The organism is Pedobacter cryoconitis, assembly GCF_003259615.1.
Taxonomy (GTDB): Bacteria; Bacteroidota; Bacteroidia; order Sphingobacteriales; family Sphingobacteriaceae; genus Pedobacter; species Pedobacter cryoconitis.
In genome coordinates this window covers 67,481-80,678 of record NZ_QLLR01000022.1, presented here as the reverse complement: position 1 = coordinate 80,678, position 13,198 = coordinate 67,481, and the positions used below count along the sequence as shown (strand labels likewise).

Here is a 13,198-nt window from a genome sequence, read left to right as displayed (position 1 = left end):
TATATTACTATGAAAAACAAACATCACATCCTAAAGATAATTTCGCTGCTTACTTTTTTGATCTTGGTAACCAATAACTTACTGGCACAAACCAATACTAGTCAATTGATATTAAAAGGTATTGTAATTGATTCAGTTACGCATAATAAATTATCTTTTGTGACGATTAAGATGGATAATGATAAAGGCGAAACTATCATGGCAGGTGTAACAAAGGAAGATGGCTCATTCACTTTTTCTTTGCTTAATTCATTGAAATATCAAATCAAAATTCTGGCAACTGGTTATGAGCCGAAAACATTTTCGGTTGATTTGCAAAAAGATTCTGATTTAGGCCTGATCAAAATGAAGCAGCAGCTTAACAATTTAAAGGAAGTCGCTATCACAGGCAGCAAACCTATTATCAGGCAGAAAGCCGACCGAATCGTATACGATCTGCAAGCGGACCCTGAAAGTAAATCAAATAGTGTTTTGGGAATGATGCACAAAATCCCTTATATCTCGCTGGATGGTAACGATAACATCCTGTTAAAAGGTAATTCAAGCTTTAAAGTATTAATTAATGGGAGGCCTTCTGCAAGTGTAGAAAATAACTTGAATGCGATACTTAAAAGTATGCCAGCATCCACCATTGAGAGAATAGAGGTAATTACCATCCCACCTTCAAAATATGATGGAGAAGGTTTGGCAGGAATCATTAACATTATCACCTTTAAAAAGATAAATAACGGATACAGCGGCTCAATCAATGCAAGCGAAAACTTTCCGGTTGGCGGGCCCAGCCTTGGGGGGTCATTTACTGCTAAAAGCGGCAAGTTCGTTATTTCGGCTTTTGGCGGCGCAAGCACAGGGGACAATCCGCAAACAAATTTCACTAACAGCAGATTAACCTTTGGCACGAACCCTACGAGTTTGTCACAGAAAGGCTTTAATAAATCAACTAACAAAACTGCTTATTTTGGCACAGAAATGAGTTTTGAGGTCGATTCACTTCACCTGCTCTCGGCCCAGCTAAATATGAATGGCAACCGGACAAACAGTCATAGATCAGAAATTTCTGATTTAACCGGAAATGCCTCAACGATACAAGCATACAATCTGCTTAATGACAATAAAGCAACGGGCTATGGATTGGATGCAGCTATCAATTACCAAATTGGCTTCAAAGCTGTTAAAAATAGATTATTAACTTTTTCTTATCAATTTTCTGATAACCAGAATAATCGTGATGGGCATGTAGCAATTTCAGAGCCGGTTAATTTTAACTCGCCAGATTATACACAGAACGACAGGCAAAAATTTAATGAGCATACTTTCCAGGTTGACTTTGTAACGCCCGTTAAAAAGATAAATATCGAGGCTGGAGTAAAAGGCATCTTGCGGGCCAGTCGTAGTGATTTCGGATATAATGCCTTTAACCAGGACACTGGCCAATTTGAGACAGATCCTGCCCTATCAAACCAATATACCAATAACCAGAATGTTTTTAGCGCCTACAACAGTTACCAGGCTAATTTAGGGACCTGGAACATTAATGCCGGTTTACGGTTAGAGGGTACTGCAATCAGGGCCGATTTTACGAGTACCAATACTGTAGCGGATCAAAATTACATCAATTTGCTGCCATCTATAGCTGTAAATAAAAACTTCAGTGACCGGACTTCTCTGAATTTTGGATTCTCCCAACGTATCAGAAGGCCAGGTATAAACAGGCTTAACCCATATATTGACCGATCAAACCCCAACTTTGAATCCACCGGAAATCCAGAGCTGCGTCCGGTAGTGGTAAACGATATACATATTGGATATGGCAATAATGCAAAACTATCTTTAAATATAGGGCTGGATTATTCGTTCATGAAAAACCTTGACCTGCAGGTAGTCGACTTTGATCCTGAGACACAAATAACCCGTACGAGTTATGCAAACACTGGTAAGTCCAGTAACCTGGGCGGTAACCTGTCGGTTTCCTATCCGGTCAGTAAGGTCTATAACGTGAGCCTGAATGGTAATGCTATATACCTGTGGTTGCAGGGAATGGCTGACGGTATTATTGTAAATAACAACAGGCTGATGTATTCCCTGTCTTTGTCAAACGGATTCCATTTCAACAAGGGATGGGAAGTAAATGCCAGTCTGAATGTGATTAGCCGCAACCCAACGGGTCTGCAGGGGTACTCAAATGGTTTTGTCGGCACTGCTTTCAGCGTAAATAAAGAGCTGATCAAAAACAAACTGGTATTTGCAGCCCAGGTCAAAAACCCATTCAACAAATACAGGAATAATACCGTCCACACATTTGGCCCCGATTTCAACCAGGTTTATACCGCTATGGATTATTACCGCTCATTTGGCATTAGTCTGAACTACAAGTTTGGTGGTCTTAACGATGGGGTCAATAAAAGTAAAAGATCAATTAGAAATAATGACCTTGCCAATTAAGCGCTCAGGTTATTGCCAATTCATTTACTTTACTGCTAGTTGCTCGATGATCCGGTTGTCATTTCTGAAAACATGTACTTCGGAATATCAATTAACAGGTGTCTGTTGAATACATCCAGCCGCACAAGGATAAGATCTTTTTTAGCAATGTTGACCACCTCGCAAAGCAGGCCTTTGAACAGCCCTTCATTGATGAGCAAACTTTGGCCGACTTTAAAACGGTCCGTAGTAACCTCCATAGCACAATTCTGACTAATCAAGATATTGAGGTTGTTAATGGCAGACTGGGGAATGACTGCAATATCTTTTCCGACTTTAACGTAGTTAACAACTGTATGCAGATCTAATATCTCAAAATAGCTTTTTTTGTTAATTGGCTGCACAAAAATATAAGATGGAAAAAGCGGAGTATTTACTATTTTTTTCCGCTCTTTCAAATTGCGGGTTTCATTTCTCAGGGGCAGTAAATAGTTGACACCAAGATCATCCAATTGTGCAGCGACTTTTTTCTCACTTTTAGGCCTTGTGTAAACAATGTGCCATTTGTTTGCAACTACGTTCGTCATAAGCTAGGATTGAAGTTAAAAAGTGAATTCCACTAGTTATTTTCAATTCTAAAATTAGCCGAAGTCATTGGCTAAATGAATTTATCCTAAACAAATTATATCAATGCACCCATAATCTATGCAAATGTGGATTTTGGCAATGTGACTTTATGTGTCTTCTTTTATATTCAAAAAGCCTGTCCTATCCATAGGGACGATCGGTTGATTTCAGGAAATAATCATATATTACCGGCCCTGCAAATGCTATTTAAGCCATAAAACAGGACTTTAACTTTTAATAAATCTATGATAAGATCTTGTTATATTATTGACGATGAACTACACGGAATTGAAGTTCTCGCGAAATATGTACAACAGACTCCTGGTCTTGAATTAATTGGAACAGAAACCGATCCGCTGGAAGCCTTAAGAAAAATCTCAACCAAAGAAATTAAACCGGATATTACTTTTCTCGATGTTGAAATGCCTGAATTATCAGGTATTGAATTATCATATCTGATCAGAGATAAAACGGAGATTGTGTTCTCAACTGCCTTTAAAAATTATGCTTACCGGGCATATGATGCCAACGCAATTGATTTTCTTTTGAAACCTATCAGTTATGAGCGGTTCCTTCAGGCGCTGGACAAAATATATGCGAAGAAAAATACTGCGCCAATTGAGCCTGTAAATAACTTTATATTCATTCAGCCTGATAATAAAAAAAACCATTTAAAATTAAACACAGACGAGATCACACATATTGAAGGTTTAAGTAATTATGTCAAGATCCATACACAGTCAGAGAAAGTCTACACTATTTATACAAGTTTAAAACTTATCCTTGAAAAATTGCCCCCTTCTTTATTTTTACGTTCTCATAAATCATTTATAGTTAATTTAAAATTTGTAGAAGTCATCAATGGCAATGAGATCACGATCAAAGGCAACCATATTATTCCTATTGGAGGATTTTTCAGAAAAGAACTGATGAATAAAATATAGGTCCGGTTTTAGGATAGTGCATATTTATGATAACATGACTTAATTATTTCTGCAATTCGCCCGCTGTGTTCAAATAAAAAGAAATGATTACCTGAAAGAACTTCATAGTCAAATCCTGCAGTAGTATATTTTTCCCAATTATGTATTTTGGAAACCGTCTCTTCTTCACTGCCCATCACTGCATAAACGGGTACATTTACAGGGGCGACGTGAAGTGGTTGTTTATCTACAATTTCAAAATCAGCCCGTAAAATTGGCTCAAAAAAACTAAACAATTCTTCGTCATCAAACACCTGGCGCGAAATGCCGCCCAGCTTTTCCAATTCTGCTCTAAAACCAGCATCGTCAAGCAAATATGTTTTTTCTTTTCTCCCTGTTCCCGGACCTGCATTACCGCTAACGATAATGGCAGCGGGTGGTCTGCCTGCACCTTCCAGCATGCCTGCCAATTTTAATGCCATTGCAGCACCCATACTATGCCCAAATATCAGGTATTCTGGTGCTTGAACCATTTTTATTACTTGCTGAAAAAGATCTTCGGCTGCAAGTTCAAAATCTTTTAGTAAGGCTTCATTTATACGCTTGCCTCTGCCAGGCAATTCAGGTATTACCAGGTTAAATTCTTTAAAAAAGGAATTAAAAGGATTAAACGAATAACAATTACCACCTGCAAAATGCAGCATCAACAAAGTAGGCTTAGGCATAACACATTATTTAATAATTATTTGTTCTTTTTAATATATGAAAAAGATCAGTCAGTTAATACATCCATCAATATTTCTGGCTGACGATTAAGACGGCCATTCCAGTCTGTCCATTCCTCAGCATTTATTACACAGGCAGCTGTGGGTATTGCAGCATAATCTTCTTCTGAAAGAATATCATTATATTTCACAAAAATACCGGCAGTATTACGGTTAACAGCTTCGGCACCTATACCACTGGTAATTAGCTCCATCACCAGCCGCTGCAGGAAAGAGCTGTAAATGCTGTTGTCTTCATTCCAAATCTCCAGCTGCATCGGCCAGCCTTTCAGATGCCAGTAGGCATGCAGCTGTATCATTTTGGCAACTACTTCTATATGGTCGCAACTGTGAATACGCAATATGACCATCGGCTGCTGATCTGGACTGCCTTTGTAACCAAACATAGGGTTTGATTGCATATTTCCAGTGATCAGAACTTCCGCCGCCAATAAATTGCACAATTGCAAATCACTTTCCACGGCATTAATACGCTGTAAAACTACTAAATTATGGCGGTAAGTCTGCGTAATAAGCTGGTAGCTAAAATCTGGTTGCCGGCATTGCGAGATCAATGCTTTACAGGCAGTTCTGTTTTCAGCAGCCCCCCTGCAAATAGTTAAAACAATATATTCACCAGGTTCCAGAAACAGCTTACAACCGATCGCTGTAGCATTAGGTAAGATCGTTGTTTTAGCACCTGCCGCGGGTAAATGTACGTGCTCTGTTTCATAAACTGTATGTAATACTTTTCCAGTATGTACTGTTATAGTATGAAATATCCATGGCTGCTGTTGATGTGGTATAAGAAATTGGTTACTGCTGATAATAGCCTGTTCATCGTGAAGAACTTCTTTATGACAAAACAAATCTGTCCCGGTTTCCCGGCTGCCAGTTTCCAGTACCAGTTCACATATATTGTATAATTCAAGTGTTTTTGCATGCGCTGAACGATTGTGAAGATTCAGATGTCTTACTTCTACATCTATTTCTGGTGCTACAATAACACGGGTATGTATCTCCAAGTCGTTCATTCGCTGATAAACATCGGTGTGCCCCTGGTTAAAAACCATCTTATTTTTATCTTCATCAGCAGGTAAAGAAACCGATGCAATAAAACTGGTACCGGTTTCCAGGTCATTGATAAGGCAACACATACCCGCATCGGGAACCGTTTGTTCACTGTTTCCAGACAACAAACTTCGGCCCCATCGGCAAAAATTATTTCCTTCTCCTCCCAGCATTAAATGATAACTACCATTTGAAAGCAGGTGTACTTTCGGTTCCATGCCAGGCTGACCTTGTTGTACAGCTAGTTCATCTGTTTGATCCGGTAAAGTTATTTCAGCTATTTTTTCTGAATGACCGGCAGTATCCGGTTCCTGCAAATAAGAAGAAATATCTTTGGGCAGCCCCTCTTGCAATAATAATAAAGATGATTCAAGCTGAGGATCGTTCATAAAATGTTTTTGCATAGGCTGCTGCAATAAAAGGTGACTAAAAGCAAGCAAGCTCATCCCCTGGTGATGGACCATAAATGAACGCACTATATTATATGGTTCTGCTGCCTGATCCACAGCAGGTGTATAATCAATTGCTTCATAGAAACCATAACGGCCTTCAAAGCCAAAGGAAGACAGTTTCTCCAGGTTTTGGCAGGCAGCTTGCGGAGCCAGCATGAGTGCCATAGCAGCCGCATAGGGTGCAATTACCATTTCATTACTTGCATTGTCATGTTTAAGACTAAGGCCCGGTATGCCAAACACCTTATACTGATAGTTTTCACTGCTGTCGAGCATGCCATAACCTGATTCAGATATGCCCCATGGCACACCATGCTTGTTTCCATAGTCAATTTGTTTTTGAACAGCAGCATCGCAGGCATGACGAAGCAAAGAATTTTCAAACGCAGGCATGACCAGCAATGGCATAAGGTATTCAAACATGGTACCGTTAGCAGATAATAGTGTGCAGGTATTTTGCGTGCTTACCAGTGGACGGCCCAGCGCAAACCAGCTTTTCACAGGCAATTTATCCTGACAAATACCAATAAAGGTAGCTAACCTTGCTTCAGAAGCGAGCATATCATAACAGTCTGTATCAGGGCAATCTGATTCTACATGGTAGCCAATGGCCAGCAGCTGCTCCGGTTTATTGTAAATAAAATCGTATTCCATTTCAGCAAAACCAGTGCAGTGTTGAAACGTGGTTGCTATGGCCTGCAAGCGTTTGGTGGCCACCTGCTTTGCCTGGACCCTGCAATTATGTAATGCCTGTAACCACTCTTCATCTGCCATATCATTTACTTCAACTGGTTGTAACTCGTATGCAGCCAGCTCATTTAATACGGGAAATGCAACCGGGAGGAGGTGTTCATAGCCTGCCGGTGCCGGGGGTAACTGAAGCCATGAAGCCAGCAATAATAGTTCTTCACTTATATCATTACATTGACGGTTAAGTACTTTCCACCAATAAATTGTTTCCCCTTGTTGCTGTGCCTGAAAGTCTGTCTGCCGTACATACTGTAATACGCCTTGCAAATATTTAAAACCATCCTGCAGATTGCTGATTGCCAGAGGCTCACCGGGTGAAACTAAAGAATAATCATATAGTAGGCCCTGGTGCTTTATAAAAGCTTCATTTAAAATACCAATGGTTTCATAGAGCCCTGTAAACAGCGTTTCACTAATCACAGGTTTATCACCTAATGCTTTAATTCCCTGTTTAAAAACATATAAATGTCCGGCCAGATTTCCACTGTCAACAGTAGATACATAACGGGGTGTTGCCGGTAACAATGTCTTTGTATTATACCAATTGTAAAAATGACCTTTATAGCGTTCCAGTTTCGCCATGGTTTGCATAGTACCAGTTGTAGTTTGCAGAAGCCGCCCCTGGGTCATATACCCAAAATCATTTGCTGTCAAACAGGATAATAAGGCAAGTCCAATATTGGTCGGCGATGTATAAGCTGCCTGCTTTGGATGAGGATATTCCTGGTAATGGTCTGGTGGCAGCCAGTTATGTTCTTCATTTACATATTCTTCGAAATAAGCAGATGTTTTGCGGGCAATTCTTCTGATAAATGCTTCCTGTGCTGAGCTCAGGCTACTATCCTTGGTTTTGCGAAAACAATTCATGTACCAGGCTACACCAGGACAAGCTATCCAAAGTAACAGTAATGGCATTGCATGCCACCAGGTGGTTATATTCAGCAACCACAAAATACACCCTGCCACCACACCTGTTACTGGTGCTGCCCACATCCGTAAATATATATGGGCAACAGTTGCATCATCATCTTTTTGATGGCTATCGGAAGCAGTCCACTCGAGCATTTTTTTATGAGAGATCAATACACGCCATCCGGTACGCAATACAATAGCATCAAAGGCATACCAGGCTTCGTAAGGCAAACAAATAATACTGTATATACCCATAAAAAAACGCCCGGATGCTTCGTTAAAACAATGTTTCCAATATTTCAGCGAGAGTATCTGTGCAGGTTTTTCAACTATTGTTTTTCCCAAAATCAAAATACCTGGAAACAAATTCGTCAACACAACAATAACTGTCCAATACAACGGTAATTGCAACACCAGCCATCCCAGTAATAATAAAACCAACTGGGCAACAGGTACCAGGCTGGTCCGCAAGTTGTCCAGTATTTTCCAGCGTGATAAAGCTGATAGCGGATTACGTACTCTGGTTTTCCCACTGGCTCCAGGTACATTTAAACCGACCCAGGATGCAATTTGCCAATCCCCTCTAACCCAGCGGTGGCGGCGTTTTACATCCGCCCAGTAATTCACCGAACGTTCATATAAGGTTACATCGTTAAGCAAACCAGAACGACCATAACAGCCTTCAAGCAAATCATGGCTTAATATCCTGTTCTCAGGTAAAACGTGATGTATAACCTTGATGATGGTATCAATTTCGTAAATACCCTTCCCTACAAATGATCCTTCACCAAAAAGATCCTGGTAAATATCAGGTGCGGAATAAGTGTAAGGATCGATGTCTGGCATAACACTATGTATATGCTGGTAATAAGAGTCACTCATTCCACGAATATCCATGCCTATCCTGGGCTGTAACATACCATAACCAGCCACGACTCTTTTCTTTTCTTCGCTGTATACAGGTGCATTCAGCGGATGTGCCATAACGGCGATCATTTTCCAGGCAGTATCTCTGGGCAGCTGCGTATCAGAGTCTAATGTGATGACATACTTCACACTTTGTAAAAGGTCTGTATGCTCAGATATATATTCAAAATATTCTTTACCATGCCCCCGCAGTAATGCGTTAAGTGCCATCAATTTACCTCTTTTTCGCTCCCAGCCCATCCATACACCCTGCTGGGCATTCCATTGACGGGGCCGGTGGAAAAGATAAAAATAAGTATTACCATCCTGGCTATACTTGGCATTGAGTGAATCAATACAAAGTTTTGCTTTGTTGAGCAACAAGGTATCAGCTGGCAGTCTTTCTGCGGCAGCATCAGCAAAATCAGTTAACAGGGCAAAACGAAGATTCTCATCCCTGTTGCCCAAAAACCTAACTTCAATCGCATAAATCAGCGTTTCAATACTAGCTTCGCTGGTAATTATAGTCGGCACCACCACCACAGCAGCACAATTTTCCGGTATGCCTTCTGAAAAATCGAACCGGGGCAAAAAGGAAGGTTTTACAGTTGCTCCTGCTACTGTATCGGCAGAAAGCCTGGCTACGCCACCCATTACGATGAGCAGCAATCCAACAGTTATTGTTAGTAAAAATGCGCCTGAATGACTGTAAAAGACAGGTATACCCACAAGAAGAGTCAGCAGCAAAGTAAGCGTTAAAATGCTTCCCAGATAAACGGTAAGCGAAGTTTTTATAAAAGTATGTTTTGCACTTTTCCTGCCAAGGCCAGATATGCCTAATGCTTCTTCGAGTTGCCAGCGGCCCTCTCCTATCAAAAAATAGCCGACATGGGACGCGGGTGTTTCGGGTGAAGCTTGCCTGGAAAAAGCATTTACTTTTTTTGCTATTTCCATTTCCGGCAGCTTTGACCGCTTAGCAATATCACCTATTGCTGCAAGATAATTTTCACGCGTATAAAAATCCATCAGGTGGTATACCCCTGCCGGATCTTCATTTAAGATAGGTTCAATAACGTTTACATGATCTATAAACGTATGCCAGTCAATTGTATCCAGTACGCGAAGGCTGCTGATAATATTTCTGAACATAATTTTATCTGCGGTATCAGCTCCTGTTCCGGCAGGCTTTTTCATCCATAGATCCACTGCTGAGACAGCCATACGCACTGCTATTTGCTGCAAATTATCAATCAGTGCCAACTTTAACATACTCCTTACCGCTTTCAGCTCTGCGATATGCAGGCCTGAAGTTTGCTGGCACATGTGCATTAATGTGACCAGGTTAACAGGGTCCAGCTTTGCATTAGTATGCTGAACCAGCCAGTTGCAAAGCGCATATACACGGGGCACACGGCCATAAAGTAAATGGTCCACACCAGGCAAATCATTTTCTACCAGCACCAGCAACCTTCTTGTTTTATGTACCTGGTCCCGGATTATATTATAGCTTGTTTGCAAAAGATCCCGGCTTTGCAATAACTGTGTATTTTGCTGCGCCAGCGTATTCAACAGTTCATGGACTTCCTGCAGGACCTCAGCGCTGGCCGATAGTTTCTTTGACAATGGTTTCACAAACTGACCTGCAATCAAGGGTAATGACGCTACTGTTTTTTGATACGCATCTATTTGCTCTTCTGTGCTGCTTAAAGAGTCGTTTTGACGTTGTTGAACTTTGTTCAACTGCTGTTGTAAACTCTTTTTACCGGATAAAAACCGTAAAATCTCTGGAGGAAAACTGTGCATACTCAATAAAATTAAGCCTTAGTCTGATTGGTTGATAAAATGGCATTTTCAGCCAGATCAATACGTGTTTTTAATATACGGCCGATTTCAACAGCGTTATCGCCATCTACTAAATTATGATGAGTACCTGGCACCTCGTACACTTCCACTGTAGGAGAAAACAGGTCCCATCCAAGAAATTCATCGGGATTTTTCTCTTCATTATCCATAGCCTTAAATACAATAACCGCTGTATTGATAGTTCCTTTAGGGTAATACTCCATAGTGTCATTATATACCCTGATATTTACGAGCCTGGCCACGTACTCTACTATTTTTGCGGTATGCGGCAGATGTTCAATAATAGTTTCGGAAATAAATGACATCATCCGGTGAAGTGGTATGGTTTCCAGTTGTGCTTTTAAATGATTGGCCCAATCGGGATAAGGCGGGCTCAGGATTTTAAAGCTGGCGAAATAATCACTGGCCAGTCCCATCACAACGTCAACATCATTTACTTCATCAGGTGCATCGCATAAACCTGAAAGTGCTTTTATCTGCTGATCCAGCACGACAATAAACTCAATAGCGTCCCCCTCGCGTTCCAGCTGCTGAGTCATTTCAAACACCACATATGCACTGAAAGAATGTGCTATAAAACGATACGGTCCTTGTGGCTGTAAGCTCTTGATCCATTGTATATTCAATGAAGCAATTTCAGGCACACTTTTCAGCGGTGTTTCGCCCTTCTGTGTTCCCATCATTTCCAGACCGTATATGCTATACTGGTCATTCAAACAATTGGCGAGCTCCTGATAGGCTCCGCTTTTACCTCCCGAGCCGGGCAACATAAAAACTGGCACTTCTTTTTTCGGCTGGTTCAGCAACAAAAGATGACTGTTCAGTACTTTCTCAGGCTCTTTAAGTCCGGACAATCCTGCAAAGGATTCCGGCGGCTGTACGGCATCGTCCATAAACCTGAACTCACTATCATAATATCTGAAATATTCAAGCAAATGTTCTTTGTTTGCTTTGAGTTCTTCAATAATTTCATCAGTTACCGGATTGTTTTTTGGATATTTTATTAGCAATTCGTTAGCTGAAAGCGAGATACGAATCCCTTGTTTCCCGTACCTTGTCAGCAGGTCGAGAACTTTAATCAAATCTATAGCAGGCATATTAGTTCGGGTTAATTTCAGGTAAAGTTGATTCAGCAAGTACTTCAGTATTGGCCATTTCAAAAATGGCCATCGCATTGTCTATAATCGTGCGGTTAATAATTAATGAGGGGAGAAAACGGATAACATTATTGTAATGGCCGCCTATTTCGAATAAAAGACCATTTTTAACACATTGGGCACGTATTTTTTTCACAATAGCCGGGTCAGGCGTTTTGGAGACACGGTCTGTCACATACTCAATGCCAATCATCAGGCCCCGGCCTCTTACTTCACCAATGCCACTAAAAACTTCACTGAGCGCATGAAGTTTAGTCAACAAATATTCCCCCATGTCCTTTACATGATCAGTGACCCCGTATTCTTCAATAAAATCAAAAGCGCCATTGCCCGCAGCAATACTTACCTGATTTCCTCTGAAAGTTCCGATATGGTCACCCGGGCCCCATGATTCGATAGCTTTATTATATATAATAGCAGAGATCGGGAAACCAATTCCCCCTAATCCTTTCGACATAGTGATAATATCAGGAAACGCATTATCTTTCTGAAAGGCCCAAAAATCACCCGTTCTGAAAAAGCCGCTTTGTACTTCATCAAAAATAACCACAATGCCATGTTTGTGGGATATTTCTACGATCCTTTCCAGGAAGCCATCTTTGGGTACAATAGACCCTCCTTCTCCCTGTATAGGTTCCAGGATAATAGCAGCAGGTTTATCATAACCGGAATGTGGGTTTTCAAGCAAGCTGGCAAAATAATCTGCACAATTAAAAGTGCAGGATTTTTTGTTGTTATCAAATGGGCATCGGTAACAGTAGCTATAGGGAATAAACGTAATATCGGGAACCATTGAATGTAAACGTGATCGCAATTTCACATTACTGGTTGCGGATAAGGCTCCGGAAGTCATTCCGTGATAGGAGCCTTGAAATGCAAACACCCCGCCCCGGCCTGTGAAATGTTTGGCTAGTTTAATGGCTGCTTCTACCGCATCTGAGCCGGTAGGGCCGCAAAAGCTCACTTTATACTCATCGCGTATTTCAGCGGGTATCTGCTTCAGTATTTTTTTTACCAGCTGCATCCTGTTCTCTGTTGGAAAATCCAGTGCATGTACTAGTTTTTCTTGTTGTTCTTTTACATACTCCAGTACATATGGATTGCTGTGCCCTACGTTGAGTACACCAGCACCACTGAAAAAATCGATAAACCTGTTCCCATCAACATCTTCTATGATAGCGCCTTTTGCATGCGAAATAGCAATAGGCATTTCAATGGGATAAGAAACAATGCTCCCTTCATGGGCACGCTGAAAATCCAGTAATACTTTGGATTTTTCGCCAGGGATTGTCGAAGATAGCATCCGGGCATTTTCTGACAAATGAAATTCTGTAAATTTACTCATGACTTTA

7 protein-coding genes are annotated in these 13,198 nt (G+C 40.9%); 2 read left to right on the top strand and 5 right to left on the bottom strand.

Annotated features, from left to right (window positions below):
- Positions 1-9 precede the first annotated feature (9 nt).
- Positions 10-2,442 carry an outer membrane beta-barrel protein gene (locus tag LY11_RS18510; RefSeq protein ID WP_111635132.1) on the top strand — a complete coding sequence of 811 codons (2,433 nt, stop codon included), beginning with the start codon at positions 10-12 and terminating at the stop codon, positions 2,440-2,442.
- Positions 2,443-2,477: 35 nt separating this feature from the next.
- Here the strand turns inward: LY11_RS18510 and LY11_RS18505 are convergent, their stop codons facing one another.
- On the bottom strand, positions 2,478-3,008 hold the full coding sequence (locus LY11_RS18505) for a UpxY family transcription antiterminator (protein ID WP_111635131.1): 531 nt from the start codon (positions 3,006-3,008) through the stop codon (positions 2,478-2,480).
- A gap of 285 nt (positions 3,009-3,293) precedes the next feature.
- Here LY11_RS18505 and LY11_RS18500 point away from each other — a divergent pair, with 285 nt between their 5' ends.
- A complete protein-coding gene (locus LY11_RS18500; protein ID WP_111635130.1) occupies positions 3,294-3,992 on the top strand; it encodes a LytR/AlgR family response regulator transcription factor in 699 nt (232 codons plus the stop codon).
- A gap of 8 nt (positions 3,993-4,000) precedes the next feature.
- Here LY11_RS18500 and LY11_RS18495 read toward each other — a convergent pair whose 3' ends face one another.
- The 4 genes from LY11_RS18495 to LY11_RS18480 are packed head-to-tail and all read right to left on the bottom strand — an operon-like array spanning position 4,001 to position 13,191.
- Positions 4,001-4,696: a thioesterase II family protein gene (locus LY11_RS18495; protein WP_111635129.1), complete on the bottom strand. Its 696-nt coding sequence runs from the start codon at positions 4,694-4,696 to the stop codon at positions 4,001-4,003.
- A gap of 47 nt (positions 4,697-4,743) precedes the next feature.
- On the bottom strand, positions 4,744-10,629 hold the full coding sequence (locus tag LY11_RS18490; protein WP_111635128.1) for a glucoamylase family protein: 5,886 nt from the start codon (positions 10,627-10,629) through the stop codon (positions 4,744-4,746).
- 11 nt (positions 10,630-10,640) lie between these two features.
- Entirely contained in the window at positions 10,641-11,786 is a 1,146-nt protein-coding gene (locus tag LY11_RS18485) for a thioesterase domain-containing protein (protein ID WP_170132718.1), read from the bottom strand.
- Position 11,787: 1 nt separating this feature from the next.
- Positions 11,788-13,191, bottom strand: a complete 1,404-nt coding sequence (locus LY11_RS18480) for an aspartate aminotransferase family protein (RefSeq protein WP_111635126.1) — start codon at positions 13,189-13,191, stop codon at positions 11,788-11,790.
- Between the last annotated feature and the right edge of the window lie 7 nt (positions 13,192-13,198).

Coding starts and splice junctions, on each gene's coding strand:
- LY11_RS18510 (WP_111635132.1), top strand. CDS start 10: ATGAAAAACAAACATCACATCCTAAAGATAATTTCGCTGCTTACTTTT.
- LY11_RS18505 (WP_111635131.1), bottom strand. CDS start 3,008: ATGACGAACGTAGTTGCAAACAAATGGCACATTGTTTACACAAGGCCT.
- LY11_RS18500 (WP_111635130.1), top strand. CDS start 3,294: ATGATAAGATCTTGTTATATTATTGACGATGAACTACACGGAATTGAA.
- LY11_RS18495 (WP_111635129.1), bottom strand. CDS start 4,696: ATGCCTAAGCCTACTTTGTTGATGCTGCATTTTGCAGGTGGTAATTGT.
- LY11_RS18490 (WP_111635128.1), bottom strand. CDS start 10,629: ATGCACAGTTTTCCTCCAGAGATTTTACGGTTTTTATCCGGTAAAAAG.
- LY11_RS18485 (WP_170132718.1), bottom strand. CDS start 11,786: ATGCCTGCTATAGATTTGATTAAAGTTCTCGACCTGCTGACAAGGTAC.
- LY11_RS18480 (WP_111635126.1), bottom strand. CDS start 13,191: ATGAGTAAATTTACAGAATTTCATTTGTCAGAAAATGCCCGGATGCTA.